24 protein-coding genes and 1 tRNA gene are annotated in these 25,119 nt (G+C 63.3%); 10 read left to right on the forward strand and 15 right to left on the reverse strand.

The features are described 5' to 3' along the window. Window positions 1-13: 13 nt before the first annotated feature. From IC234_RS10045 to IC234_RS10065, 5 genes are all read right to left on the reverse strand, one after another. Window positions 14-529 (reverse strand): energy transducer TonB, encoded by a 516-nt coding sequence (locus tag IC234_RS10045; RefSeq protein WP_190924065.1) that lies wholly within the window; start codon window positions 527-529, stop codon window positions 14-16. Between the two features lie 6 nt (window positions 530-535). Then, window positions 536-2,038, reverse strand: coding sequence for a sodium:solute symporter (locus IC234_RS10050; RefSeq protein WP_190924067.1), 1,503 nt, complete (start codon window positions 2,036-2,038; stop codon window positions 536-538). Between the two features lie 118 nt (window positions 2,039-2,156). After that, complete coding sequence (locus tag IC234_RS10055) at window positions 2,157-3,170, reverse strand: MBL fold metallo-hydrolase (protein ID WP_190924069.1); 1,014 nt, start codon at window positions 3,168-3,170, stop codon at window positions 2,157-2,159. Between the two features lie 82 nt (window positions 3,171-3,252). Next, window positions 3,253-5,115 (reverse strand): M61 family metallopeptidase, encoded by a 1,863-nt coding sequence (locus IC234_RS10060; protein ID WP_190924071.1) that lies wholly within the window; start codon window positions 5,113-5,115, stop codon window positions 3,253-3,255. Window positions 5,116-5,284: 169 nt separating this feature from the next. After that, a complete protein-coding gene (locus IC234_RS10065; protein ID WP_190924073.1) occupies window positions 5,285-5,977 on the reverse strand; it encodes a class I SAM-dependent methyltransferase in 693 nt (230 codons plus the stop codon). 191 nt (window positions 5,978-6,168) lie between these two features. Between IC234_RS10065 and IC234_RS10070 the strand changes: the two genes are divergently transcribed. After that, window positions 6,169-6,250 (forward strand) — tRNA-Leu (locus IC234_RS10070). Between the two features lie 99 nt (window positions 6,251-6,349). Then, on the forward strand, window positions 6,350-7,024 hold the full coding sequence (locus IC234_RS10075) for a phosphatase PAP2 family protein (RefSeq protein WP_190924075.1): 675 nt from the start codon (window positions 6,350-6,352) through the stop codon (window positions 7,022-7,024). Between the two features lie 50 nt (window positions 7,025-7,074). Here IC234_RS10075 and IC234_RS10080 read toward each other — a convergent pair whose 3' ends face one another. The 5 genes from IC234_RS10080 to IC234_RS10100 all read right to left on the reverse strand — a co-directional run bounded on the left by IC234_RS10080 (window position 7,075) and on the right by IC234_RS10100 (window position 13,839). Next, on the reverse strand, window positions 7,075-9,444 hold the full coding sequence (locus tag IC234_RS10080; RefSeq protein ID WP_190924077.1) for a GAF domain-containing protein: 2,370 nt from the start codon (window positions 9,442-9,444) through the stop codon (window positions 7,075-7,077). 74 nt (window positions 9,445-9,518) lie between these two features. After that, window positions 9,519-10,055 carry a hypothetical protein gene (locus IC234_RS10085; protein ID WP_190924079.1) on the reverse strand — a complete coding sequence of 179 codons (537 nt, stop codon included), beginning with the start codon at window positions 10,053-10,055 and terminating at the stop codon, window positions 9,519-9,521. Window positions 10,056-10,169: 114 nt separating this feature from the next. Beyond that, window positions 10,170-10,829 (reverse strand): hypothetical protein, encoded by a 660-nt coding sequence (locus tag IC234_RS10090; RefSeq protein ID WP_190924082.1) that lies wholly within the window; start codon window positions 10,827-10,829, stop codon window positions 10,170-10,172. Window positions 10,830-11,027: 198 nt separating this feature from the next. Further along, complete coding sequence (locus IC234_RS10095; RefSeq protein ID WP_223827589.1) at window positions 11,028-12,428, reverse strand: dicarboxylate/amino acid:cation symporter; 1,401 nt, start codon at window positions 12,426-12,428, stop codon at window positions 11,028-11,030. 187 nt (window positions 12,429-12,615) lie between these two features. Continuing rightward, window positions 12,616-13,839, reverse strand: coding sequence for a DUF6799 domain-containing protein (locus IC234_RS10100; protein WP_190924086.1), 1,224 nt, complete (start codon window positions 13,837-13,839; stop codon window positions 12,616-12,618). Window positions 13,840-14,039: 200 nt separating this feature from the next. Between IC234_RS10100 and IC234_RS10105 the strand changes: the two genes are divergently transcribed. Beyond that, window positions 14,040-15,047, forward strand: coding sequence for an enolase C-terminal domain-like protein (locus IC234_RS10105; RefSeq protein WP_190924088.1), 1,008 nt, complete (start codon window positions 14,040-14,042; stop codon window positions 15,045-15,047). 22 nt (window positions 15,048-15,069) lie between these two features. Here the strand turns inward: IC234_RS10105 and IC234_RS10110 are convergent, their stop codons facing one another. After that, entirely contained in the window at window positions 15,070-15,636 is a 567-nt protein-coding gene (locus IC234_RS10110; RefSeq protein ID WP_190924090.1) for a DUF6799 domain-containing protein, read from the reverse strand. A gap of 157 nt (window positions 15,637-15,793) precedes the next feature. Between IC234_RS10110 and IC234_RS10115 the strand changes: the two genes are divergently transcribed. Beyond that, a complete protein-coding gene (locus IC234_RS10115; protein WP_190924092.1) occupies window positions 15,794-16,279 on the forward strand; it encodes a MarR family winged helix-turn-helix transcriptional regulator in 486 nt (161 codons plus the stop codon). Window positions 16,280-16,357: 78 nt separating this feature from the next. Then, entirely contained in the window at window positions 16,358-17,002 is a 645-nt protein-coding gene (locus IC234_RS10120; protein ID WP_190924094.1) for a YceI family protein, read from the forward strand. 76 nt (window positions 17,003-17,078) lie between these two features. Here IC234_RS10120 and IC234_RS10125 read toward each other — a convergent pair whose 3' ends face one another. Further along, the gene (locus tag IC234_RS10125) at window positions 17,079-17,636 is read right to left on the reverse strand and encodes a hypothetical protein (protein WP_190924096.1); all 558 of its coding nucleotides are present in this window, start codon (window positions 17,634-17,636) and stop codon (window positions 17,079-17,081) included. 134 nt (window positions 17,637-17,770) lie between these two features. On the opposite strand from IC234_RS10125, the gene IC234_RS10130 reads away from it, so the two are divergent. The 5 genes from IC234_RS10130 to IC234_RS10150 all read left to right on the forward strand — a co-directional run bounded on the left by IC234_RS10130 (window position 17,771) and on the right by IC234_RS10150 (window position 23,339). After that, window positions 17,771-18,052, forward strand: a complete 282-nt coding sequence (locus tag IC234_RS10130; RefSeq protein ID WP_190924098.1) for an ATP-dependent Clp protease adaptor ClpS — start codon at window positions 17,771-17,773, stop codon at window positions 18,050-18,052. Window positions 18,053-18,149: 97 nt separating this feature from the next. Beyond that, the gene (gene recR / locus IC234_RS10135; RefSeq protein ID WP_190924100.1) at window positions 18,150-18,764 is read left to right on the forward strand and encodes a recombination mediator RecR; all 615 of its coding nucleotides are present in this window, start codon (window positions 18,150-18,152) and stop codon (window positions 18,762-18,764) included. Between the two features lie 138 nt (window positions 18,765-18,902). Continuing rightward, a complete protein-coding gene (locus tag IC234_RS10140) occupies window positions 18,903-20,921 on the forward strand; it encodes a glycosyltransferase family 2 protein (protein WP_190924102.1) in 2,019 nt (672 codons plus the stop codon). 71 nt (window positions 20,922-20,992) lie between these two features. Continuing rightward, window positions 20,993-22,216 (forward strand): pyridoxal phosphate-dependent aminotransferase, encoded by a 1,224-nt coding sequence (locus IC234_RS10145; RefSeq protein WP_190924104.1) that lies wholly within the window; start codon window positions 20,993-20,995, stop codon window positions 22,214-22,216. Window positions 22,217-22,334: 118 nt separating this feature from the next. Next, the gene (locus IC234_RS10150; protein WP_223827590.1) at window positions 22,335-23,339 is read left to right on the forward strand and encodes a bifunctional heptose 7-phosphate kinase/heptose 1-phosphate adenyltransferase; all 1,005 of its coding nucleotides are present in this window, start codon (window positions 22,335-22,337) and stop codon (window positions 23,337-23,339) included. A 38-nt stretch (window positions 23,340-23,377) separates the two neighbouring features. Here IC234_RS10150 and IC234_RS10155 read toward each other — a convergent pair whose 3' ends face one another. The 3 genes from IC234_RS10155 to hemE all read right to left on the reverse strand — a co-directional run bounded on the left by IC234_RS10155 (window position 23,378) and on the right by hemE (window position 25,083). Continuing rightward, on the reverse strand, window positions 23,378-23,587 hold the full coding sequence (locus tag IC234_RS10155; RefSeq protein ID WP_190924106.1) for a zinc ribbon domain-containing protein YjdM: 210 nt from the start codon (window positions 23,585-23,587) through the stop codon (window positions 23,378-23,380). Window positions 23,588-23,723: 136 nt separating this feature from the next. Then, window positions 23,724-23,915: a hypothetical protein gene (locus IC234_RS10160; RefSeq protein WP_190924108.1), complete on the reverse strand. Its 192-nt coding sequence runs from the start codon at window positions 23,913-23,915 to the stop codon at window positions 23,724-23,726. A gap of 142 nt (window positions 23,916-24,057) precedes the next feature. Then, entirely contained in the window at window positions 24,058-25,083 is a 1,026-nt protein-coding gene (gene hemE, locus IC234_RS10165) for a uroporphyrinogen decarboxylase (protein WP_190924110.1), read from the reverse strand. Window positions 25,084-25,119: the final 36 nt, after the last annotated feature.

Raw genomic sequence — 25,119 nt, forward strand, 5'->3', positions numbered from 1 at the left:
CGCCCCTCCCGACCTACTTCACGCGCCGCACGCCGGCGGGCGAGGGCCGGTTGTTCATTTCAATCTTCATGTTGCCCGCGCCGCCGAAGGGCACCGGCAGCTGAATGAGCACCGGCACCGGCCGGCCTTTGCGCATGGCCGGCTGCCAGCCCGTGAGCAGGGGCACCACGCGCAGGGCCTCGGCGTCGCACTCGGGCGAGAGCGACTTGGCCACCACCGGGTTGGTCACGCTGCCGTCGGCATTCACCGTGGCCGTCACCAGCACGATGCCGCTAAGGGCTTTGACGCGCGCGGCTTCCGGATATTTTATGTTTTCGAGAAAAAACAAGCCCAGGGCCTGCTCGCCGCCGGGGTACACGGGCGCGCGGTCGGGGCGGTTGGCGGCCGAATGGGCCTGCACCTGCATGTTGTCGGCCTTGAGGATGATGGGCTGCTGCGCAGCGCCGGGCGTGGCCGCGGGCGCTTGGGCCCGCGCCGCCGAGGCCGCCGACCCCACGGCCAAAATCGTCAAAAGAATAGTTTTCGTCATGGGAAGTTAAACCGCGGTTTGGGCGGCGGGGTTCACCGCCGCTGGCCGGGAAATGGCCAGCAGGCCCAGGTAGATGAGCGCGCCGTTGAGGAGCAGGATTTCAAAGCCGAACTTGTAGCCATTGAGCCACTCCACCGAGTGCGACACGATGAGCCAGGTGAGGCCCACGCCGGCCACGCACACGGGCAGCACCAGCTGGTCGCGCAGCCGGCGGCCGGTGAGGATGCCAAAGGCAAACAGCCCCAGCAAGGGCCCGTAGGTGAAGCCCGCGGCCTTGTACACGGCATCGATGAGGCTCTGGTTGTTGTAGGCCCGGAAGATGAGGATGATGATAATCAGCACCACCGACCAGCCCAGGTGGGTGAGCTGGCGCAGGCGCGTCTGGCGGGCTTCCGGGTATTTCTTGATGTCGAGAAAATCGACGCAGAAAGAGGTCGTGAGGGAAGTAAGGGCCGAGTCGGCCGAGGCGTAGGTGACGGCGATGATGCCCAGAATGAAGATGATGCCCGCAACGATGGAAAACTGCGTGGTGGCCAGGTAGGGGAACACCTTGTCGGTGTTCAGCGAGCCGTTGAGGTTGAGCAGCTGCGGCAGCTGCTCCAGTTTCAGGCCGCGGGCGGTGGCGTATTGGTACATGAGCACGCCCAGGGTCAGGAAGAGAATGTTGACGCACACAATGACCGGCGTGAACCAGAACAGGTTCTTTCGGGCTTCGCCAAGGCTGCGGCAGCTCAGGTTCTTCTGCATCAGGTCCTGGTCGAGACCGGTCATCACGATGGTGATGAACATGCCCGAGGCGAACTGCTTCCAGAAGAACTTGTCGTCGCGCACGTCGGAGAAATACACCTGCGACATCGGGCTGTCTTTCACCGCCGTGATGAGCTTGGCGAAAGAGTAGTTCAGGGCATCGGCCATGAAGTAGATGCTCAGGGCCACGCAGCTCAGCATGGCCAGCGTCTGAAAGGTATCGGTCCAGAGAATGGTCTTGAGGCCGCCCTTGAAGGTGTAGAGATAGATGAACAGGATGCTCACCACCACCGTCACGGCAAAAGGCACGCCCATGGCATCGAACACGGCCAGCTGCAGCACGCCCGCCACCAGGTACAGCCGCAGGGCCGAGCCCAGGGAGCGCGAAATCAGAAAAAACAGCGCCCCGGTTTTGTAGCTCCAGTAACCAAACCGCTCGTCCAGATACGAATAGATGGACACCAGCCGCAGCCGGTAGTACAGCGGCATCAGCACCAGCCCAATCACCACGTAGCCGGCCACAAAGCCCAGGGCCACGGCCAAATAGCTCCAGCTTTTGCCGTACACGTTGCCCGGCACCGAAATAAAGGTGACGCCCGAAAGCGAGGTGCCAATCATGGCAAAAGCCACCATGTACCACGGGGCGTTGCGGTTGGCCACAAAGAAGCTTTCGCTGGTAGCCCCCCGCGACGTGAGGATGGCAATGATAATGAGAACCGCGAAGTAGCCCGCTACGAGGCTGAGAACGAGAGTTGGCGACATGTAAGCAGGGTGGGAGGGAGTGGGGGCAAAAGGGTAGGAGTTCGGAACAGAAGGAAAGGGCAAAGGTCGTTAGAATAACTCATGCCCTCTCATTCCCGGCCCGTTTTGCCCTCAAAACCTATTCCCAGTCCTGCCAGCGCAGCACTTCGCCTACGGCGGGCGCGTGCAGCTCGCCGCGCAACATGCCGCCCGCCGCCACTTCCGTGAGCTGGCGCAGGGGCTCCGAAGCCGGCTCGTCCGACAAATCGAAGGTGCCGTGGTGCATGGGCACCACGTGGCCGGCCCGCAGCACGTTGGCGGCCTTAGCGGCTTCGTGCGGGTTCACGTGGCTTTTGGCCATCATGTAAGCGGGCTTGTAGGCGCCGATGGGCATCAGCACGATGTCGACGGGACCGAAGCGCGCCTCAATGGCCTCAAAATGGTCGCCGTAGGCCGTGTCGCCGGCGAAGTAGAGAAGCTTGTCGGCCACCCGAATCAGGAAGCTGCCCCACAGCACCTCGTTCAGGTCGGCCAGCCCGCGGCGGTGCCAGTGAGCGGCCGGCAGGTATGTGATTTCCAGCGGCGAATCCGGCCCCAGGTCGTACTGCTGCCACCAGCCGGCTTCTTGCACGGGAAGGCCCTTGGCCATGCCGCGCAGCAGCGGCCCCATGCGCAGCGGCGAGAGCACGCGCATCTGCGGGTTTTGCGCCGCCAGCAGCTTGATGGATTTCTCGTCTAGGTGGTCGCGGTGGCCGTGCGAGAGCAGCAAGTAGTCGATGCTGCGAATGGCCTCGGGCGGGCAGGGAAGGGCGTGCCGGTGCCGCAGCCCCAGGGAGCTGAACAGCACGGGGTCGAAGAGCAGGGTGACGCCCGCCGCGCGCAGCAGGAAACAGGAGTGCCCCAGCCACACCAGCATGTCGTCGGTGGAGGAAAACGCGGCCGTGCAGTCCATCACGGTCGGTGCCCAGGTGTCGGCCTTCTTTTCATCCTTCTGCGGGTTGGTCGATAGCTGCCATTTCAGCACCGTCGCAAAGCTGGGCTCAAACAGCTCCTCGCCGTTGGCGAATTCGTTGCCGAAGAGCTTGTTGCCGGGGTAGCCGGGCCGCACGGTGGGCAGGGCGTCGTTGCGGAGGTGGGAAATGCGCTTGGCCATGTTGCTGAAGTACGAAAATTGCCCGACTACGCGCGGTAATCGGGCAATTCAGTAAGGAAATGCTGAAACCTGAAACACGCGGTTAGTTCGAAGCCTGGCTGGCCAGCCAGGCCTCGCGCAGGGCCTTCTGGGCGGGCGTGTACACCATTTTCTCCACCGAGTCCACGGGTTTTACCTGCACGTTGGGGTCTTCGCCGAGGATGAGCTGGGTGGTGCGCTCCACGCCGCCGCGGGTTTTCACTTTCACAAACACCACGTCGCTGGGCGAGTGCTTGCGCAGCACGCCGTCGAGGTCGCCGGGGCTTTTCAGCTCCTTGCCGTCCAGCACCACCAGCTGGTCGCCGCGGTCGATGCCGGCCTTGTAGAGGCCCGAGCCAATCTGGGTGTTATAGGCCACAATGCAGCGGCCTTCGTCGTCGAAGTCTACCTGCCGGGGCAGGGCCGCGCCCAGCACCCGCGTCGGAATCACGGCCAGGCCGGCCACCAACAGGTTTTCGCTGAAACGGGGCATCTCGCGGCCGTAGATGTACTGGCGGAAGAAGCGCCCGGCAAACACCGTGTCCTTGCTCACCTCGCCCACCACGCGCTGCACGTCGCGGATGGTGTAGGGCTTGGCCGGGGCGTAGTTGCTTTGCTTCGAGCCAAACTCCTGCCACAGCGCCTGCATCACCTTGTCGAGCGAGGTGCGGTGGAACTGCCGCAGCTGCATGTCGAGCACCAGCGCAATGCCCGCGCCCTGGGTGTAGTACGACAGCGTGGTGTTCACCGTGTTCATGGGCGTGGTGCTGCCCGAGCCGTCGGTGAACGCCGCCTGCCGGCTCATGTCGATGGCCGACGCGTAGCGCGCGCCCGGGCTGTTCTGGCGCTGGTTCACCCAGCCGCTGATGTCGTCGAAGAACTCCTCGTCCTCAATGAGCTTGGCGCGGCGCAGGGCCAGGCGGCCGTAGTACTGCGTGAAGCCTTCGGCCAGCCACAGCATGTCGCTCATGTTCACGCGCTGGAAGTCGAAGGGCTCCAGGTCGCGGGGGCGCAGGCGCTCCACGTTCCAGGAGTGGAAGAATTCGTGGGCCACCGTGCCCAGGTTGCGGGTGCCGTCTTCCTCGCGCAGGGGCCGCGGGCTGGTGAGCGAGGTCGAGTTGCGGTGCTCCATGCCGTCGGAGGTGGCCTGGCTCAGGTAGTCGGCAATGAAGGTGTAGCGCCCGAAGTCGAACTTCGGCAACTCGCCAAAAATGGCTTTTTCTTCCTTCACCACCTTCTGCACCTTGCGGGCGTAGGCATCCAGCTCGGCCGAGGTGCCCAGGTACAGCGCCGCGAGCTCAATGGTCTGGTCGCCTTCCTGCCAGCTGCGCACCTGCTGGGCGCCCAGCGACACGGGGCTGTCCATCAGGTACTGCAGGTTGGGGGCCGTATACACGGTTTTGTCGTCGCCCAACCGCAACTGGGTGGCCACTTTCCAGCTAGCCGGCAGCTCAAACTTCACTTCGGCCGGGCGCTCTTCCAAGCCCGCGGCGTAGCACAGCGTGGCCGGCATGTTGAGGTGGGCGTGCTGCTGGTCGATGCCGGCGAAGGTGCCGTCCGTGAGGTCGCCGTAGAGGGTGTAGCTGAAGATGACCTTGCCGTCGGTGGCCGGCGTTACTTCCCAGCTGTAGGGGTCGGGCCGGTTGAGGGGCAGCGGGTGATTGGCACCGTCGGTGGCCACCACGTAGTACACGTTTTTGGCAAAGTCGTGCAAGGCGTAGCGCCCGGGCGAGCTGCGCGCCATCCGCACGCGCAAGGGGCCGGCGGGCAGGCCGGCAAACGTGGCCGTCACCTTCGCCTCGTGGTGCACCGCATTCGGAAACGACACCGTGTAGCGCACGGCCGGCCCGGCGGCACCCGTTTGGGCAGTGGCTTCGGATACGCCCAGCGCGAGCAGGGCCAATAGCATAGGGGCGAAGTTTCTCATAGTAGAAATAATAGGTAAACAAGGTATGGGCCGGCGGGCCTGTGCCGAAGCACGCCACAAAGTTGCGGAAAATTTACAATAGAATAAGTGGTTTGGCCCTGCGCAAGCCGGTTAATAATGCTAAAATTATGTTTTTGTTATATCCCCGGCAATTATTAAAAATCAAGGGTCAAGCTTCGTTTCGCCCGATGTAAACCCCGGCTTCGATGGCCTGCCCGAAAAAGCGCTGCTCCTGCGTTGGGCGCAGGCCCCGGCGGGTGAGCTCGGCCCGTACGTCGGGCAGTTGGCGGGCGCGCAGGCCCGTGGTGAGCCGAAAAAAAGCGTACATGGCCACCAGCAGCCAGCGGCGCCAGCCCCGGCGGGCGGGCCGAAAATCGGCCACCAGCCAGGGCGCGTCCGGCCGCTGGGCCTGCCGCAGCTGGGCCAGCGCCCCAGCCAGCTCCGGGGCCGGAATGCAGTCGAGCACAAAAAAGGTAACGAGAACGTCGAAGCTTTCGCCCGGCCGCAAGGCCTCCTGGGTCCCGTGCCGAAACTCGACCTGCGCCCCGGCGGCCGGGCATTCGCGGGCCAGGCGCCGGCGCGCACGGGCCAGCATGTTGGGGGAGGCTTCCAGGTAGAGCACCGTGGCCAGTGGACGGTGGCGCAGCACTTCCGTCAGCACCCAGCCCGTGCCGCCGCCCAGAATGAGCACGTGCGGCGCGGCAGCAGCAGGCAGGCCGCCCAGCGCTGCATGCTGCGCGCGCCGCTGGGCGGGGCCAAACACGAGGCCTGCCAGCGCGTCATAGCACCACGCCACGCGGTCGAAGCCGCGGAGCGCAGGGCGGCTGGCCGCAGAAAATGCGTCCGCAGGCGGCTCAGGCATGGTGGAAAGCACGGGGCCGAGAAAAAAATATCATGCGGCAAGTAACTGAAAAACAATCGGCGGTACGGTTCACAGCAGGCGAATGCCGAAAAAAATGGGCCAATAGTTGCGCCGCGGCAAATTGGGGCTATATCTTTGTGCCATCAAAAGGCCGCACTTCCTCATGGTAGCGCGGCTTTTTAGCCCCAACTGCGCTTGTGGCGAAATTGGTAGACGCGCTGTCTTCAGGCGGCAGTTCCGCAAGGTGTGAGAGTTCGAGTCTCTCCGAGCGCACGTTAATAAAAAGCCAGCCCCCCGGGGCTGGCTTTTTTCGTTTTGCGTATTATTCGGGGCGCATCTCTGGTACTTTCCTTCATCCCGCCGCGTAAGTTCATGAATCGACTCACTTCTCGATTGCTGGCCCTGGCCGGCCTGTTCACTGTAGAGGTGGCCGCGGGGCTGGGGTTGTTTGTGGCGGCGTTTGCCGGGTTTTTCTACTTGGCGCGGGTCGTGTTTGTGCACCATTCCCAAGCCCTCGACACCTGGGCGTTCGCCATTGTCGATGCCTGGCAGCAAGCGCACCCGTGGGTGGAGGGGCCCGTTCACTTCGTCACGTTCTTCGCCTCGCTCTATTTTCTGCTGCCCGCCAGCATCATCGGCCCGCTACTGATGCGACGAGCCGGGCACCCGCGCGAAGCCTGGGAATGGCTGCTGGCCATGGCCGGCAGCGTGCTGCTCAACCAGCTGCTAAAACTGTATTTCAACCGGCCCCGGCCCGTCAATACCCTGCTGCATACCTACGGCCTGAGCTTCCCCAGCGGCCACGCCATGATGGGGCTCACCTTCTACGGCTGCCTGGCCTGGCTGCTGGCCCGGCACTTGGGCCAGCGCGGCTGGGTGGCCCCGCTGCTGCTTTGGGCCGGCCTCATCGGCCTCACGCGGGTGTGCCTGCACGCCCACTACGCCACCGACGTGCTGGCCGGCTTTGCGGGCGGGGCGGCGTGGCTGGTTGCCAGCCGCGGCGCGCTCAAGCTGTTCTGGAAAGAAGAAAAGGCCGTGCTCAAATAGCAGGTGTTCGGGTTTTGGTATGCAGAGCCTTGAGACTCAAAACCTGGCACCTAACCCACAATCTGCACCCGCACGCGCAACGCCAGCAGGCCTTTCACGCCCTGCAGCTCCTCCAGTTCCAGCTCTTCCACGCCGGGCTCCAGCAGGCCACGGTCCTGCAGGTAGTCGATGTACTCGTAGTACTCCACGGCCTCGCGGCTTTGGGCGTACACGAGGGCGATGGTGCCGGGCTGGGTGAGGCGCTCTCCGGTGCCCAGCACGGTGGCTTTGTCGATGCGCTTCTTGATGATTTCGTAGCGGATGTTGTAGGCGCCGTCCACGTCGAACTGGCGCTCGTCTTGCCGGAACCGAATGCTCAGCGGCTGCCCGTGGATGAGGATGAGCTGGGTCGTGTCGAGCGGCACGGGCAGGGTGGCCTTCAGCGCGGCGGTACGGCGCGTGATTTCCACCATGGTCAGCAGCTGCCACAGGCGCAGGTTTTTCAGGAACACCAGGTCGAAGGGCTTGTTCTCGACCAACGTGCTGCCTACGTAGATGTTGAACTCCACGCCGTCGGTTTTGTAGCGCTGGAAGTAGTGCGGGAACATCTGCTGCGCCTTTTCCTCTTCCTCGTCGAGGTAGTCGCTCACGGCGTCGTTGAGCGTGGTTACGCTCGTCTCAAAGTCCTGGCGGCGCTTGTAGAGGATGCCCAGCTTGGGGTCGATGTTGCTCCAGTACTTCGTGATGATGGGCCGCAGCTCGGGCGTGTGGGTGGCCAGGTACTCAAACAGGGGCTCCACCTCGCGCTTCAGCGAGTCGTAGATGTTGGCCTCGTCGCCCGAAAGCATGCCTTCGCGCAGGCGCTTCAGGTTTTTGGTGACGTAGAACTTCAGCTCGTCGAGAATGGGCAGCTCCTGGCACTCGGAGGCTTTTTTCAGCACCTTGTTGGCCAGGGTGAGGTGCTCAATCAGGTCGCCCTGAATGGCCTCGTTGCGCACCGTGCTGCTGCTCCGGATGTCGCAGGAGCCGTGCAGCGGGTACACGTCCTCAAACACGATGGGTTCCATCTCGGCCGTGCGGTTGCCGGCGTCGAGTTTGGCCAGCAGGTTGCGGGCCGCGTCCATAAACCGCCATTCCATGGTGGGGTGAATGGCCGTAAACTTCTCGCGAATAATGGATTGCACGCGGGATTGCAGGTCTTCGGCGTTGCGCTTCACGGCCACCGCAAACAGCGGCACAAACTGCGACACCTTGTCCATGTCAAACTCGTCGAGGGCACCCGCTTGGGGCGTGCCGAGCTCCAGCAGGCCCACCGTGTCGTTGCCGTAGGGCAGCAGGGCCAGAATGGCCGAGTTGATGCCCAGCCCCGTGATTTGCTCGCGCAAATCCTCCGGAATGTCGGCCGTGGCCAGGTCCTTCAGCACCAGGGGCTCCCGTTCGCGCAGCAACCGGTCGTAAATCTGCCGGAAGCTGCCGTCGGCGGCCGAGTTGGTCTGGACCTGCTTGGTGAGGAAGCTGTGGTTGATTTTTTTGCCGAAATCGACAAAGGCGCGCTTCTTCTCGTCGTAGGCCGCAATGCCCAGCTGCAGCGAGGGCTGAGCAAACAGCACCCGCAGCTTCTCCTGAATCTGCTCGAAACGGGCCGCGTTCTGCAGCACGTCGCGTTCCAGGAGGTCGTATTTCAGCTCCGACAGAATTTCCTGGTCGGTCACGTCCAGCAGCTGGATGAGGTTAAACCCTTCCAGCTCAAAATGCTCGGGCGGCAGCAGCTCGCGCCACAGCTCGGGGCGGTGGCGGTTGTGAATCAGCATTTCCAACTGCTCCGGCGTGAGCTGCGGCGGCTCGCCCACCACCTTCACGGTCACAAAATCGGAATTGAAATCGACGCCGTAGTGGCGGTAGAGGCCGATTTTGTAATCGGGCACGGTGAATACAATGGTGCCCAGCGGCGGTATCTCGGCCCCGTACACGCGGTTGAGCACCAAGTGGTACGCCATCAGGCCCATGTGCCGCTCCATCGTGGGCATGTCGATGTTCAGGGGCTGCTTGATGGTGCGGTCCTTGTTCAGCATCACCTCCTCAAAATGGGTGGTGGAGTAGAAGCAGTACCGCTGAAACGGGCCCACTACGCCGCTGATGTCGGTGGAAAACGAAGCCGGCGGAAACACGGCCAGCATCAGCGTCTCGATGAGGTCGCAGTTGCATTCCAGCACCGAATAGTCGGTGAGCGGGCCGCGGCACCAGTCGGCCTCCGCCACCTGCTGGCCAATGGCCACGGCCAGCAGCCGCACGCCCGCGTTGGTCGACTGCTCGCGGCGCTGCCAGTAGGCAATGAGCGGCTCAAGACTGAGCGTGGACCGAAACGGGAAGGACGTGGGCGCCGCGTTGGTACGCGAGTCCGGAACGGCGAGGGCGAGGGTCAGGGAGGAGTCGGCAGGCATGGGAGAATAAACATGGCGCGCCCCGCAATCGTTGCAGGCCCGCGCGCCCTATACGTGCGCTGCTACCGGCCCGGCTACTTCGGCACTTCCAGATAAGGAAGCTGGGTCAGGTCGTAGGTCTTGCCCTGCACGTAGGCCGTCTTGCCGGTGTTGCGGTAGTTGGTGCAGCAGCCGCTGGTTTTGTAATAATTGCCCTGCACGCGAATGCTGTCGATGACCAGGGCCGTGGTGGTCACGGGCTTGTTCACGCCATTGGGATGCGCCAGGTACTGCACCACGTAGCGGTAAGCCCCGAGGTTGGCGTTGCCCACCCGCGAAAACGGGGCGTCGTTGTTCAGCAGCAGCACCGAATCGCGGGCCTGAGCGGGAGTACGCACCAGTGTCACGGTTTCAGGGCGGGGGGTGTTGGTAAATTTTTTGGGGTAGCGCAGCACGATGACCGTGTCGAGGTCGGCGACCGAAAAATTTTTCGCAAAGCGCAGCTGCACGGCGTCGGCGAGTGGGTCGTCGGCCTCACACACGTCGTTGGCGCAGCAGCCAGCCAGCAGGGCCGCGCCCAGCAGCCCCAACGCGCCGCGGGTAGCAAATCGGAACGGGAGCGAAAGTGCCATCACGGGCCCAAAGATAAGGCCCGCAGCGCCTCGGCTCGCCGAAGGGGCGGGCCGAGGCGCTGCGGGCCAGAAATACATCGAACAGCAGCGCCGCGGGCGCTACCAAAACCGGGGCTAGCGGCTGCCCGTGACCACCGAAGAAGACGGCAGCGTGGGGTTCTCCACGGTGCCGCCGGCCAGCAGCAGGGGCCGCAGGCGCACGACGGCCGTATCGAGCTGGGGCCGAATCTGGGCCATGGCGCCGCGCAGGGCAATAATATCGGCCAGGCGCGGGGCGGTGGTTTGCGAATAGCCGTGGTACATGGCCACCTTCACTTCGGAAGAGCCGGTGCCCACGTAGGAGCCCAGCAGGTTGCCGGCAGCGTCGCTCACCTGCACTTCGGCCTGCAGCGTGGTCTTGTACCATTCCAATGGAATGCCCAGCACGGCGGGCACCATGAAGGTGAGCACCTGCAGGCCCTGCACGGCGCGGCCGGTGCGCAGGGTTTTCACCTTTTTCACCACCAGCTTGGCGTAGCCGTAGGTGGCCGAGTCGGTGGGCTCGGTCAGGTTGGTGTGGCACTCCTGCTGAAACAACTTGAGGGGGTCTTCGGGCAGCGCCCCGTCATTCATCGCGAGCGGGCCTTGGTCGGCCAGCACTTCCAGGGCCGGCAAGCGCTTGGCGATGGCGGCCGAGGGCGTGCTCCGCATTTGGTTTTTGACCGAAACACAGGCCGGGGCCGCCAGCATAGCCGGCACCATGGCAAGCAGCGCGAGATGACGAGTAGCTTTCATAGACGTAAAATAGAAAAATGCCAAAAAAAGGAAAGGAAAAAAGCCTAAAGTACCGGTCGGCAGCAGGGCAGAGGCCGATGGCCGGTTCCAAAAGCTAAATTAGGCAATTCTGAAGGCTAAAAGGACATTTCTCGGCGAATGAAAGAAAAAAGCCCTTGACTGGTTGAAAAGCTTCCGGTCAGTTTTAGTTCAATTTCTCTAGTGTTGTGGGTAGGGTTGCGGAGCCTCCACGGCGGCCGTCAGGTCGGGGCCGTGATAGTCGTCTACGAATTCGCCTTCCCAACGGGCAACCACCGCCGACGCCAAACAGTTGCCGAGCACGTTCACGGCCGTGCGGGCCATGTCCATCAGCGCATCAATTCCCAGAATGATGAACACCGGCCAGGCCGGCAGGTTGAACGAGGCCACTGTGGCCAGCAGAATCACCAGCGAGGCGCGCGGCACGCCGGCCACGCCTTTGCTGGTGAGCATGAGGGTGAACACCATCACCAGCTGCTGGCCAAGGGTGAGGTCGACCCCGGCGGCCTGAGCCACGAAGATGGACGCCAGCGACAGGTAGAGGGTGGTGCCGTCGAGGTTGAACGAGTAGCCGGTGGGCATTACAAAAGCCACCACGCGCCGCGGCACCCCGATGCTTTCCATGGCTTCCATGGCGCGGGGCAGGGCTGCTTCGGAGCTAGTGGTGGCGAAGGCGATGCTCACGGGCTCGGCCACGGCCTGGATGAAGCGCTTCAGCGGAATGCGGGCGATGAGGGCCACCGGCAGCAAAATCAGGAGCACAAAGGCGATTAGCGCCGCATACAGCGTCAGCAGCAGCTGCACGGCGTTGACCAGCGGACCAAAGCCCATTTTTCCCACCGTGTAGGCAATGGCGCCACCCACGCCCAGCGGCGCGAAGAACATTACCACGTTGGTGAACTTGAACATCACCTCCGACAGGCTTTCCGACCACTCCAGCATGGACCGACGGTGCTTTTCCGACACCATGGCCAGGCCGATGGCGAAGATGATGGCAAATACCACCACCTGCAGCACTTGGCCCTCGGCTATCGATTTGGCGATGTTTTCGGGGAAGATGTGCGTGATGATGTCGGCCGCCGTCTGCTTGGGCGCGGCCGCAATGGTTTCGTTCACGTTGTTGGAGCGTTGGGCGGCTGCCAGCACGGCCGGGTCGAGGCGGCCGGCCTTGGTGAGGTTGATGGCGGCCAGGCCGATGAACAGCGCGAAGGTGGTCACTACCTCAAAATACACCAGCGCCTTGACCCCCATCCGGCCCACCTTTTTTAGGTCGGCGTGGCCAGCAATGCCCACCACCAGCGTGGCGAAAACGAGCGGCGCAATGATGGTTTTCACCAGGCGGAGGAAGACGTCGCTGAGCACTTTCAGGTTCTGGGCCTGCTCCGGAAAATCGGCACCAACTTCGGCGCCCACCAACATGGCCAGCACTATCCAGAGGGTGAGGGAGCGACGCGGGGCCACGGCCACGGCCAGCACCAGCAGCGCCACCCAGCGGATGGCCATCAGCGCGGCTTCGGGCAGGGCCAGCAGGTGGTTGGCGCTGAGGGCGGTGAGCAGGCCCGCCACCAGCAGGCAGACCATGGCAAGAGGAAGTAAACGGGATTTTGGCATGCAATAAAAAAAGGCCGGGGTTGGGAATGAGGCCCTAAAGAACGGCATTATCCAGCCAGCACGCCCGGAGCAAGCCCCAAGGCCGGGGGCCACGGACCAAAAAAGCCGCCGCGCCCGGCGGGCACGGCGGCTTTTGGGGCCGGTGAGATGGCCGAGGCTACGGCAGCGCCAGCAGGTAGCCGATGGTGAAGTTGGCGTCGTAGCCGAACACAAATTCCTGGCAGCCAGTGGCGGCCGCCACGGCCTGATAGATGTTCAGGCCGGCTTTGGCCTTGGCGGCCGCGGGCTCGGGGTAGGCTTCGGGGGCGCGCAGCACGGTGTAGGGCTCCTTGCCCTGGCGCCCAGCCTTGGCCAGCTCGTAGGGCACCCCGCCGATGATGAAGCAGGTTTGGCGCAGCTTGGCGGGCACCTGGCCGGCTTTGGCTTTCACGTCGTCGGCGGCGGCGGCGGCGTCCACGTTCATTTCGTAGTACTTGGCGCCGTAGGTGTCGACCACGCGGGTCTGGCCCTTGTCCTGCCAGGCAATTTTGGTGTTGCCCGAGCCCATGTCGACCACGAAGGCGCGGTCGGCGTAGCCGGCGGGCATGGCTGCCAGCAGGCCCAGTTCCCCTTCGCGCTTAGGCGTCACGGGCGTCACCACGTACTTCATGGCCTGCAGGCCCTTGATGATTTTCTGGGTGCCTTCGCCCATGGCCGCCCCCGAGCTCACCACGAAGTGGATGTCGCGGCCGGCCACGCCATAGTCCAGCATCTGGCCGATGTAGGCCTTGAGGCCCTTGCTGATGTCGGCTTCGGTGGCCATGTTTTCCAGCACCAGGCTGTTGCCAAACTCCGATTTTTCAAGCTTCCAGTTGCGCTTCTCGTCCATGCGGATGATGAAGAGGTTGAAGCCGCTGGCGCCCAGCTCCACCACGCCCCGCAGCTTGCCGCCGACGGGTGCCGCCGGGCGGTAGGTGAACGTGGGCGGCGCGGCCAGCGCCGGCTTGGGGGCTTCGGCTGGGACTGAGGCCAGTGCCGGCGCCGGCGCGGCGGGTGCGCTGGCCACGGCTTTGGCGGCCGGAGGCGCTGGCTGGTTGCGAATGAATTCGCCGTTCAGGCTCAGCATGTCGCCCTCCTGCATGGGCACGCGCTTGCCGTCGGTGAGCACCACCGATTGGGTGGCGTACTCCACGCGGGTGCCGTTGGGTAAGGTCACGTCCTTGGTCAGCGGTTTGGCTTTATTGCCCGTTTGCACCACCAGGGTGTTGTTGTGCATCGCAAACCACGGCAGCTGACTGTTGGAGTATTCGGAACTGCTTTGCGCTTGCACCCATCGAGGGCCGCTAGCCAACAGGAGGGCGCCAACGAGGAAAGTCCGCAGGTGGAGTAGGGTGTTTTTCATAAAAAGGGGGTAAAACAATGGCGAAATGCTGCCGAAGCTTGGCAGCGTGCAAAGCTGAGCCATGGCGTTCCATCTATTTCCTTGTTTTAGGCCAGCTATCTAAAACACTCGTTAAAGTGACCCTTTTCGCCTGGCGTTCGTAGCTGTGGTGTTTTCGCCGCATCTTCGGGTTTGCTTCGGTGCCCCCGCTTTCTTTATCCATGCCCACCTGGACCCTTACCGCCCACGAGCTGCCCCTGCGCTTCGTGTGGAAAATTTCCCGCAACGCTTCGGCTGCCAAAACCAACTTGCTGGTGCGCGTGGCCGGGCAGGGCCACCACGGCACGGGCGAAGCCGCGCCCAACGTGCGCTATGGCGAAACGCCGGAGCTGCTGGCCCGGCAGTTTGAGCACCTGCAAGCCGCCGGCCTGAGCGGAGTGGCCTCGCTGGAAGAGCTGGACCTGCTGCTGGCCGCGCAGCCCGTGGCCCACGCCCTCAGCTTTGCCCTGGAAGCAGCGCTGGTGCAATGGCTGGCCGCCCAAGCCGGGCAGCCCGTGTGGCAGTGGCTGGGCGTGCCGCCGCCGGCCGCCGCGGTGCCCACGGCCTTCACGCTGCCCATCATGGAGCCCGGCGCGGTGGCGGCGTTTGTGCAAGAGCAGAAGGCGGCCCGGTTCGAGCTGCTCAAAATCAAGGTGAACCAAGACGGCGGGTTGGACCTGCTGCGTGAGGTGGCCCGCGTGCTGCCCGGCCACCCGCTGCTGGTGGACGGCAACGAGGCCTGGACCAATGCCGACGCCGTGCTCGCCTTTCTGGAGCAGGCCGCCGCCCTGCCGGGCCTCAACATGCGCTACCTGGAGCAGCCGCTGCCGGCGGCCCTGGCCGATGACTACCGCTACCTGCAGCCCCGCAGCACGGTGCCGCTGCTGGCCGACGAGTCGGTGACCGACACGGCCGACTTTGCCGACATCGCCCGCCAGTTTCACGGCGTGAACATGAAGCTGATGAAGGCCGGCGGCTTCCGGCGGGGCATCGAGTTGCTGCGCCGCACCCGCGCCCACGGCCTGGTGCCCATGATGGGCTGCATGGTGGAAACCAGCGTGGCCATTGCCGCCGCCCTGCAAATCAGCGCCCTGGCCGATGTGCACGACCTCGACGGCATCCTTATTATCAAGGATGAGCCGTTCGGGCTGGTGAGCGAAAGCGGCGGGCGGCTGTCGTTGCGCGGCTAGGCGGGCCACGACAGCCGACGGGCTATTTCGGGGTGCCGAGCTGAGTGTTGAGCTGCAGCAGCTGGTCGTCGATGGCCTTGGTATCGGGCAAATCGGTGCGGCCCTGGCTGAGGAGCTGCACCTTCTGGTTCAGCAGCTCCACCTTTTTGTTGAGCAGCGACACCTGCGTGGCGGGGTCCGAATAGCCGGGGCCGCGCTGGGTGTAGGTGTCGAATTTGTTGGGGCCGCCGGCGGGCGCCTCGCCGCGGGCCGCCGCCGCGCTGCTGGGCGTGGCAAACACCAGCCCGCCGTCGGCGCGCACGTAGTCGCCTTCGTGCAGGGTCAGCTTCTTGCCCTGGGGGTTTACTTTGTCGGCGGGCATTTCCACGATGCCGCTTTTGTAGTTGATTTTGGTGCCGTTGCGCAGCTTCACGTTTTGGGTGAGGGGCGTGGTCTGGCTGCCTTCGCGCCGCACCACCTCGCCGTTGAGGAACACGAATTGCGTGCGCGGCGTGGTTTGCACGGGAAAGCCGCCGTCTTGCGCGGCGGCTAGGCGGGGCGCGGCGGCCAGGCTGCCGGCAACTAATAAAAGCGTGAGGATGCGTTTCATGGCGCTGAAAAGTAGGTAATGGGCCTGAATACGGGATTCTGGCCCCGATGGGTGGCACGACGCACGCGAGCAGATACTTATTTTTCAACTTTTTTGGAACGATGTCGTGACATTTAATGTATGTACATTATATTTGCACTCGATTCCACTGCCTCCCATGCGCATCGAAGACGAAATCAAGCAGCCCATTTTCCGCGACGAGTACCAGAAGGCCATCATCAATCTGGTGTATACCACTGGCTGGCTGCAGCTGCGCCAGGCCACGGCGTTTAAATCGTTTGGTCTCACGCTGCCGCAGTTCAACATTCTGCGCATTCTGCGCGGGCAGCACCCGCAGCCCGCCACGGTGGCGCTGCTCATCGACCGCATGCTGGACAAAACCAGCAACGCTTCCCGCATCGTGGACCGGCTGGAGGAGAAAAAGCTCGTGACCCGCACCGTGTGCCCGGCCAACCGCCGCGCCGTTGACATCCGCATCACCGCCGCCGGCCTCGACTTGCTGCAGCAAATCGAGGATTCCGGTCTGCTCGATAACGCCATTCCCAAGGGCTTCAGCGAAGCCGAAGCCCGTCAGCTCAACGCGCTGCTCGACAAAATCAGGACCGAAGACGGGGCAACTCCCGCCGTGCCTTCCTGCGAGTAGCCTTTGGCACATTTTTTAGTTAGTGGCCCACCGGCCGCACCATTTCGAAATCAACCCTTTTTTACTTTTTTCTTCAAGATGAAAAAATACCTGTTGCCCGCCCTGTTTGCTGTTGCCGTACTGGGCGCCGCTCCCGCCGCTTCGGCCCAAAAGAACAACAGCGCCAAAATGGCCACCAACGCCCCCGCCTACGCCCTGCAGCCGCAGCTGAGCACCCTGGGCTGGGAAGGCAAAGCCGTGACCCACGGCCACAACGGCACCATGAACTTCAGCAGCGGCGAGCTGCTGGTGAAAGGCAACGCCGTGGTGGGTGGCACCGTCACCGTCGACATGAAGACCATGAAAGCCACCGACATCAAGGACGCCGAAAGCCACGGCAAATTTGTGGGCCACATGAGCAGCGACGACTTCTTCGGCGTGGCCACGTACCCCACTTCCACCTTCAAAATCGTGAGCGTGGCCCCCATCAAAGGCGCCGCCAAAGACGCTGACAACGCCACCATCACCGGCGACATGACCATCAAGGGCGTGACGCAGCGCATCAGCTTCCCCGCCAAAGTGGGCGTGAAGGACGGCGTGGCTGCCGCCACCGGCAAAGTGACCATCGACCGCACCAAGTTCGGCCTGAAATACGGCTCGAAGTCCTTCTTCGAAAGCATCGGCGACAAGGCCATCTACGACACCTTCGACCTGACCTTCAACGTCATCGCCAAGAAAGCCTAATTGCTTTCGGGCATTCAACCAAAAAAGCCCTGCTGAGGAATCGGCAGGGCTTTTTGCGTGCTGGGGGAGTGGGGCGCTATTCCGGAATCTCGAATTTTCGGGGCAGCTCGAACTTGAGCTGGTGGCTTTTTTTGCGGCTGTGGAGGTCGCGCAGTATCTCGTCGAGGTCGGACTTGTACTCCACCCACAAGTCCTCGTGCAGGCTCTTGAGCACCAGGGTCGGTACGCGGGCCGCCAGGCGGGCCGTGGCGTTGTAGAAGCCGTCGTACACGCTGTCGAACTGTCCGGAGTAGTTGTCGATGCATTGCCGCAGGATGTAGAGCAACAGGTCGATTTCGAGCTGCTTGTTTTTGGTGATGCGGCGGGCGCGGGCGGCTTCCTGCACGCTGGCGCGCACGGCCTTCACAAGGCTGCGGTTGAGCAGGCGCCCGGTCACGGCCACGTTGAACAGCTCGTGGATGCGGTCGGCGGTTTCTTCCTGCACCTGGGCCAGGGTCACGTCGGCCAGCAGCTCGAAGCGAAAAGTTTCGTAGAGCTCGGCGTCGCGGCGCACGGCGCGCAGCAGCAGGGCTTCTTTTTCGGCCTCGCTGAGGCGCTTAAGGGCTTTTTTGAAATCGGCGGAAGGGACGGGCATGGAAGTAGGAGGGGAGGGCGGCGCAAAATAGCGGCCGCAGCAGGCAAATCACGCCATTCTCACGAAACGAATCTGCGCCGTTTTCAGTTATTACCAGCTGCCCCACGCGGGCTTTCCTGCGTAAATTTGCCCTTATGAACACCCGCCCGCAAATTGAGCACGATGAGGACGTCCTGCTGCTCGAAGAAGAAGTTGAGTTGCGCAACCTCGTTGTGTACAACGACGACGTAAACACGTTCGACCACGTCATCAAAACCCTGATGGACGTGTGCGGCCACCAGCCCGAGCAGGCCGAGCAGTGCACCCTGCTCATCCACTACAAAGGCCAGTGCACCGTGAAAGTGGGCACCTACGAAGAGTTGGAGCCGCAGTGCACCGCCATTCACGACCGCGGCATCTCGGCCGACGTTGTTTGATGTGCTGATTCTTTAATGTGCTGATGTGCTGTGGCCCGATTGCTTCAGCTTGCCCATCCCAGCACATCAGCACTTCTTCTAATCACCACATCAACATATGGAGTTTCCTTCTAAACTGATTGAAAACGCGGTCGGGGAGCTGGCCCGCCTGCCCGGTATTGGTCGCAAAACGGCCCTGCGCCTGGCGCTGCACCTGCTCAAGGCCGAAATGGACACCACCGCCACCCTGGCCGAGGCGTTGGCCAAGATGCGCTTCGAAATCACCTACTGCAAGACCTGCCATAGCATTTCCGACAGCGAGGAGTGCGGCATCTGCGCCAACAAGCTGCGCGACCACAGCCTGATTTGCGTGGTGTCGGACGTGCGCGACGTCATCGCCATCGAAAACACCGGCCAGTACAAGGGCGTGTACCACGTGCTGGGCGGCGTCATTTCGCCCATCGAAGGCATTGGCCCATCCGATTTGCACATCGATTCGCTGGTGGAGCGCGCGGCCGCCGAAGACTCCGAAATTCGGGAGGTCATCCTGGCCATTTCGCCCACCATGGAGGGCGATACCACCGCCTTCTACCTCTCGCGCCGCCTGCGCGACCTGCCCAACGTGCACATTAGCACCATTGCCCGCGGCATTCCGGTGGGCGGCGAGCTGGAATACGCCGACGAAATCACCCTCGGCCGTAGCATTGTGGAGCGCCTGCGCCAGGCGCGGTAGGCGCGACTCGCAGCTTCCGGCAGCAAAAAGCCCCGGTTCCGTGCGGAACCGGGGCTTTTTGCTGCCGGAAGCTGAACTTGACAAAAAGCGCTTTTATAGCCTCAAGCCCAAGGGAAATGCGTAATTTCGTCCCTTGTGGTGAAGCTCTCGGTCGTCATTGTCAACTATAACGTCTGCTATTTCCTGGAGCAGGCCCTGCTCTCGGTGCGCCGCGCCGTGGAGAAGCTGGGCCAGCCCGTGGAGGTGTTCGTGGTTGATAACAACTCGGTGGATGGCTCGGTGGCCATGGTGCGCGAGCGGTTTCCGGAAGTGCACATTATGGCCAACCGCCACAATCCTGGCTTTTCCAGGGGCAACAACCAGGCCCTGCGCCAGGCCGCCGGCCAATACCAGCTCCTGCTGAACCCCGACACCGTGGTGGAGGAAGACACCTTCCGGGCCTGCTGCGAGTTCATGGACGCGCACCCCGAATGCGGTGGCCTGGGCGTGAAAATGCTCGACGGCCAGGGCCACTTTCTGCCCGAAAGCAAGCGCGCGCTGCCCACGCCGGCCGTGGCGTTCTACAAGATGTTTGGCCTGGCCAAGCTCATGCCCCGGTCGCGCACATTCGGCCGCTACCACCTGGGCTTCCTCAGCCCCGAGGAAACGCACGAGGTGGAAGTGCTCAGTGGGGCCTTCATGCTGCTGCGCAAGGAAGCCCTGGACCAGGTGGGGCTGCTCGACGAAGACTACTTCATGTACGGCGAGGACATCGATCTCTCGTACCGCCTCACCCAAGGCGGCTGGAAGAACTATTATTTTCCCGGCACCCGCATCATTCATTATAAGGGCGAAAGCACGAAGCGCACCAGCGTGAACTACGTGTTTGTGTTTTACCGGGCCATGGTCATCTTTGCCCGCAAGCACTTCGCGCCGGGCCGGGCGGGCCTGTTTTCGCTGCTGATAAACGCGGCCATCTGGCTGCGGGCCGGCGCGGCAGTGCTGGAGCGGCTGGCCGTGCGCCTGGCCCCGCTGCTGCTCGACGCGGGCCTGATTTGGGTGGGCATGTACTTCCTGAAAAGCTACTGGGAGCGCAACCACAAGTTTGTGCCCGGCGACTACCCGCCGCAGTACATGGCCGTGGCCGTGCCTGCCTACATCTTGGTGTGGCTCACGTCGGCCTACCTCAGCGGGGGCTACGACCCGCCGGTGCGCACCTCGCGCATGGCGCGCGGCGTGTTTGTGGGCACGCTGCTGATTTCGGCGGCGTCGAATTTTCTGGATGCCTGGCGCTTTTCTAAAGCGCTCATCATTCTTGGGGGGGTGTGGGCCGTGGCGGCACTGGTGGGCCGGCAGCTGCTCACGCATTTCATCAAGTACCGCGACCTGCGCATGAGCGAGCGGCGCCAGAAAAACATCGCCATCGTGGGTTCGGGCCCCGAGAGCCGGCGGGTGCGCAAGCTCCTCGAAGCGGCCAGCGTGCAGGCCCGCGTGATTGGCTACGTGGCCCTGGCGCCGGTCGAGAATCTGGTGCCGGCCGGGGCCGAAGCCTATTACTCGGCCAGTCACGCCGCCCTGCCCGAAGCCCCGGAGGAGCCCTTGGGCGAGCTTCGCCAGCTGGCCGACATCATTCGCCTGTACGAGCTGAATGAATTGATTTTCTGTGGCAAGGACCTGCCCGCCAGCCGCATCATCACGCTCATGCTGAGCCTGCCGGCCGACCCGCCGGTGGCCTACAAAATCCTGCCCGAAGACAGCCAGTACATCATCGGGAGCAGCAGCAAAGACTCGCCCGGCGACTACTACGCCCTCGACATTGCCCTTAACCTGTACCAGCCCCGGCAGGCCCGCGCCAAGCGCCTGCTCGACGTGCTGCTGAGCCTGGGCCTGCTGGCGACGTCGCCGCTGCACGTGTGGGTGCAGCCGCACAAGTCCCGGTTTCTGGGCAACTGCGTGGCCGTGCTGCTGGGCCGCCGCACCTGGGTGGGCCTGCGCTACACCGCCGGCCCGGCCCGCACGGTGCCCGCCGTGGTGTCGCCGGCCGATGCGGCCGTGTCGGCCGCCCCGCTCAACGACACCACCAAGCGCCGCCTGGAGCTGCTCTATGCCAAAGACTACGAAACCAGCACCGACCTGCGGGTGCTGTGGCGCTGCTGGCGCCACCTGGGCGGAAAGTAGGCGCCGCCGGGTTTTGGCCTGCTTCTGCGAGGGTTGCCGTAGCTTTGTGGGCCCGCCAATGGGTTGCCTCTATGTCTGAAAACGCTACGCTTGCCCTTGTTTCGCCGCTGTCTGCCCGTGCGCAGGACATGCAGGAATCGGCCACCATTGCCATGGCCAAGAAGTGCCGCGAACTCATTGCCAAAGGTTTCGACGTCATCAACCTCAGCTTCGGCGAGCCCGACTTTCAAACTCCGCAGTACATCAAGGACGCCGCCAAGCAGGCGCTGGACGACGGCTTCACCTTCTACACGCCGGTGCCCGGCATTCCGGACCTGCGGCAGGCCATTTGCGACAAATTCAAGCGCGACAACAACTTGGATTTTCAGCCCAACCAGATTGTGGTGGGCACCGGCGCCAAGCAGGCCCTGGCCAACGCCGTGATGAGCCTGGTAAACCCCGGCGAGGAGGTCATCGTGTTTTCGCCCTACTGGGTGAGCTACGAGGAGATGGTGAAGCTGGCCGGCGGCACTGCCATTCCGCTGCGCGGCACCCTCGAAAACGAGTACAAGGTGACGGCCGCCCAACTGGAAGCTGCCATCACGCCCCGCACCAAGCTGGTGATGTATTCGTCGCCCTGCAACCCCACGGGGGCCGTGTTCAGCCGCGAAGAGCTGGGCGCCATTGCCGAGGTGCTGGCCCGCCACCCGCACGTCTACGCCCTGGCCGATGAGATTTACGAATACATCAATTTTGTGGGCGAGCACGTGAGCCTGGCCCAGTTTCCGGAAGTGCACGACCGGGTTATCACCGTCAACGGCTTCTCGAAGGGCTACGCCATGACGGGCTGGCGCCTGGGCTACCTGGCCGCCCGGCCCGACATCGCCTACGCCTGCGAAAAGATGCAGAGCCAGATTACCTCCGGCACCTGCTCCATCACGCAGCGCGCCGGCCTAGCCGCCCTGCGCGGCGGCCGCAGTTCGGCCGACGAGATGGTGGCCGCTTACCGGCGGCGCCGCGATTTGGTGCTGGGCATCGTGAAGGATATTCCCGGCTTCAAAACGCCTACGCCCAGTGGGGCTTTCTACATTTTCCCGGAAGTGTCGGCCTATTTCGGCCGCACCACGCCCGATGGCCGCACCATCAACACCTCCATGGACTTGGCGCTGTACCTGCTGAACGACGCGCTGGTGTCGGCTGTGTCGGGCGAGGCGTTTGGGGCGCCGGAGTGCATGCGCTTCAGCACCGCCGCCGCCGATGACAAGCTGGTGGAAGCCTTCCGGCGCGTGAAGGCAAGCCTGGCGAAACTGGCCTAAATTATTTATCACCCCTGTCATCCTGAGCGCAGCGAAGGACCCTCTCACGTTTGGGTATACATTCAAACCTGAGAAGGTCCTTCGCTGCGCTCAGGATGACAGATTTTTTGCTTTAAGCTTGCCTACTTCCGATTCTTCCCTGCAAACGCTGTTCAACGACTTCAACAAGCTGCGCGTCCTCATCATCGGCGACGTGATGGTGGACGCCTACGTGTGGGGCCGCTCGACGCGGCTGTCGCCGGAAGCACCGGTGCCCATCGTGCACGTGGCCCGCACCGAGCAGCGCCTCGGCGGGGCCGCCAATGTGGCGCTGAACGTGCAGGCCCTGGGCGCCACGCCGCTGCTGTGCGCCGTGATTGGCACCGACGCGGGCGGCGACCAGCTGCTGCAGCTGCTGCACGAAAGCGGCCTGCCCGCCGATGGCATCATCCGCAGCGCCAACCGGCCCACCACCGTAAAGCAGCGCATTCTGGCCCACGGCCAGCAGTTGCTGCGCATCGACTCGGAAGTAGAAACGGATATCGACGCCGACGAAAGCGCGCAACTGCTGGCCGCTTACGACGACCTGCTGGCTCGCGCCGACGTGGTGGTGTTTGAGGATTATGACAAGGGCGTGCTCAATGAGGCCATCATCACGGAGTGCATTGCGCGGGCCCGGCAGCGCAATATCCCGACGGTTGTCGACCCCAAAAAGAAAAACTTCCTAGCCTACCGCCATTGCACCCTCTTCAAACCCAATTTGAAGGAGCTACGCGAAGGACTGAAGCTGGAATTTGGCGACCCGGTGGCCGACCGCGTGGGCTTCGAGGCCGCCGTGGCCCGACTACACGAGGTGCTCACGCCCGAAACCGTGCTAGTGACGCTGTCGGAATACGGGGTGTTTGCCCAACAAAACGCGCAGAAAACGTACCTGCCGGCGCATCTGCGCACCATTTCCGACGTATCGGGCGCGGGCGATACCGTCATCAGCATCGCGGCGCTGTGCGTGGCGCTGGGCCGGCCGGCCGCGTTCACAGCCGCGCTGGCCAACCTGGGCGGCGGGCTGGTGTGCGAGCAGGTGGGCGTGGTGCCCGTGGAGAAGCAGCGGCTGCTGGAAGAAGCGCAGGAAGCGGGGCTACAATAGCAAAGCGCTGCGCGGACTGCACCGTCCTCGCAGCGTTGTTAGGCTTTCTTCAGAAACTCGGTTTTGAGCACCATGGTGCTGCCACCGGCGCGGCCTTCAATCTCAGCAGCGTTGTTGGTCAGGCGAATGTTTTTGACCAGCGTGCCGCGCTTGAGGGTGAGCGAAGAGCCCTTCACCTTGAGGTCTTTGATGAGGGTAACCGAGTCGCCTTCGGCAAGCAGGGTGCCGTTGCTGTCTTTGACGTCCATTAGCGGGAGGGGATTGGGGTTTGTAGAGACGCATATTTGCGTCTCGTCGGCCGCGCCGTTTGGGCGTTGTTGGACGATTATCGTTCAACGACGAAACGCAAATATGCGTTTCTACTTCGCTGAGCATACCATATATCTAGCGGCGGAAGAGCAGCAGGTAGGCCAGAAAAAACACCGGCGAAAGGCTGCCAATCGAGATAAGCACGACCATAAAGGTCTCAATGCCGGAGCGCTCAGACTTGCGCAAGTACCACCGCCACATGAAGAAGAGCAGGCCCAAGAGCAGGGCCAGGGTGATGTAGAAGGGCGTGCCGAAGGTCGTGGCCATGGTAAGGGTGCGAGTTGACAAGAAATCTAAAGAACGGTCATGCTGAGCGCAGCCGAAGCATCTCTGCCGCGCAACGAACTTATGCCTGCGGTAGAGATGCTTCGGCTGCGCTCAGCATGACCGTTCCAAATCATAAATCAAATTACCCCCGCCAGGCCTTCACCGTGTCCACGAACACGCGTACGTTGTCCGGGTCGGTGTCGGGGTAAACGCCGTGGCCGAGGTTGGCGATGTGGGGGCCGCCGGCGAACTGGCGCAGCATGGTTTCGGTGGCGGCTTTCACCTGCTCGCGGGTGCCGTAGAGGGCGCAGGGGTCGAGGTTGCCTTGCAGGGTTTTGTTGCCGGCCTGCAAGCGCACCTGGGCGGGGTCCTGGTTCCAGTCGAGGCCGATGGTGCGGCAGGCGGTGGCGGCAAATTCGGGCACGGCCCACCAGGCGCCTTTGGCAAACACGGTGACGGGCACGAGCGGGGCCAGGGCCTCGGTGATTTCGGCGATGTAGCGGGCCGAAAACTCGGTGTAGTGGGCGGGCGGCAGGGTGCCGGCCCAGGAGTCGAACACCTGCACCACCTGGGCGCCGGCCGCCACCTGGGCCTTGAGGTAGGCGATGGTGGTGGCCGTTATTTTGGCCAGCAGCTGGTGGGCCAGGGCGGGCTCGCGGTAGAGCATGCCGCGGGCTTTCGAGAAGGTTTTGGAGCCGTGGCCTTCCACCATGTAGGCCAGCAGCGTCCAGGGGGCGCCGGCGAAGCCGATGAGGGGCACGCGGCCGTTGAGGGCCTTTTTAGTAATGCGCAGGGCTTCGAGCACGTAGCCCAGGCCTTCCTCGGGGTCGGGGATGCGGAGCTTGTTGACGTCGGCGGCCGTCTTGATGACGTTGGGAAACAGCGGGCCGCGGGCTTCCACCATTTCGTAGGGCAGGCCCATGGCGTCGGGCACCACCAAAATGTCGGAAAAGATGATGGCAGCGTCCACGTCCAGCGCGTCGATGGGCTGGATGGTGACTTCGGCGGCCAGCTCGGGGGTTTCCACCAGTTCTTTGAAGCCGGAGAGGCGCGCGCGCAGGGCGCGGTATTCGGGCAGGATGCGGCCGGCCTGGCGCATCAGCCAAACGGGGGTGCGCTCGGTGGCTTCGCCACGGGCAGCGCGGAGGAAAAGGTCGTTTTTCAGCATAAGGAACGGCAAAGGTACACCCTTCGGCCCGGTGCT

This window comes from Hymenobacter armeniacus (genome assembly GCF_014699055.1).
Taxonomy (GTDB): Bacteria; Bacteroidota; Bacteroidia; order Cytophagales; family Hymenobacteraceae; genus Hymenobacter; species Hymenobacter armeniacus.

Excerpts from the sequence above, each read along its gene's own strand:
- IC234_RS10045 (WP_190924065.1), bottom strand. The coding sequence starts at position 529 with ATGACGAAAACTATTCTTTTGACGATTTTGGCCGTGGGGTCGGCGGCC.
- IC234_RS10050 (WP_190924067.1), bottom strand. The coding sequence starts at position 2,038 with ATGTCGCCAACTCTCGTTCTCAGCCTCGTAGCGGGCTACTTCGCGGTT.
- IC234_RS10055 (WP_190924069.1), bottom strand. The coding sequence starts at position 3,170 with ATGGCCAAGCGCATTTCCCACCTCCGCAACGACGCCCTGCCCACCGTG.
- IC234_RS10060 (WP_190924071.1), bottom strand. The coding sequence starts at position 5,115 with ATGAGAAACTTCGCCCCTATGCTATTGGCCCTGCTCGCGCTGGGCGTA.
- IC234_RS10065 (WP_190924073.1), bottom strand. The coding sequence starts at position 5,977 with ATGCCTGAGCCGCCTGCGGACGCATTTTCTGCGGCCAGCCGCCCTGCG.
- IC234_RS10075 (WP_190924075.1), top strand. The coding sequence starts at position 6,350 with ATGAATCGACTCACTTCTCGATTGCTGGCCCTGGCCGGCCTGTTCACT.
- IC234_RS10080 (WP_190924077.1), bottom strand. The coding sequence starts at position 9,444 with ATGCCTGCCGACTCCTCCCTGACCCTCGCCCTCGCCGTTCCGGACTCG.
- IC234_RS10085 (WP_190924079.1), bottom strand. The coding sequence starts at position 10,055 with ATGGCACTTTCGCTCCCGTTCCGATTTGCTACCCGCGGCGCGTTGGGG.
- IC234_RS10090 (WP_190924082.1), bottom strand. The coding sequence starts at position 10,829 with ATGAAAGCTACTCGTCATCTCGCGCTGCTTGCCATGGTGCCGGCTATG.
- IC234_RS10095 (WP_223827589.1), bottom strand. The coding sequence starts at position 12,428 with ATGGTCTGCCTGCTGGTGGCGGGCCTGCTCACCGCCCTCAGCGCCAAC.
- IC234_RS10100 (WP_190924086.1), bottom strand. The coding sequence starts at position 13,839 with ATGAAAAACACCCTACTCCACCTGCGGACTTTCCTCGTTGGCGCCCTC.
- IC234_RS10105 (WP_190924088.1), top strand. The coding sequence starts at position 14,040 with ATGCCCACCTGGACCCTTACCGCCCACGAGCTGCCCCTGCGCTTCGTG.
- IC234_RS10110 (WP_190924090.1), bottom strand. The coding sequence starts at position 15,636 with ATGAAACGCATCCTCACGCTTTTATTAGTTGCCGGCAGCCTGGCCGCC.
- IC234_RS10115 (WP_190924092.1), top strand. The coding sequence starts at position 15,794 with ATGCGCATCGAAGACGAAATCAAGCAGCCCATTTTCCGCGACGAGTAC.
- IC234_RS10120 (WP_190924094.1), top strand. The coding sequence starts at position 16,358 with ATGAAAAAATACCTGTTGCCCGCCCTGTTTGCTGTTGCCGTACTGGGC.
- IC234_RS10125 (WP_190924096.1), bottom strand. The coding sequence starts at position 17,636 with ATGCCCGTCCCTTCCGCCGATTTCAAAAAAGCCCTTAAGCGCCTCAGC.
- IC234_RS10130 (WP_190924098.1), top strand. The coding sequence starts at position 17,771 with ATGAACACCCGCCCGCAAATTGAGCACGATGAGGACGTCCTGCTGCTC.
- recR (WP_190924100.1), top strand. The coding sequence starts at position 18,150 with ATGGAGTTTCCTTCTAAACTGATTGAAAACGCGGTCGGGGAGCTGGCC.
- IC234_RS10145 (WP_190924104.1), top strand. The coding sequence starts at position 20,993 with ATGTCTGAAAACGCTACGCTTGCCCTTGTTTCGCCGCTGTCTGCCCGT.
- IC234_RS10155 (WP_190924106.1), bottom strand. The coding sequence starts at position 23,587 with ATGGACGTCAAAGACAGCAACGGCACCCTGCTTGCCGAAGGCGACTCG.
- IC234_RS10160 (WP_190924108.1), bottom strand. The coding sequence starts at position 23,915 with ATGGCCACGACCTTCGGCACGCCCTTCTACATCACCCTGGCCCTGCTC.
- hemE (WP_190924110.1), bottom strand. The coding sequence starts at position 25,083 with ATGCTGAAAAACGACCTTTTCCTCCGCGCTGCCCGTGGCGAAGCCACC.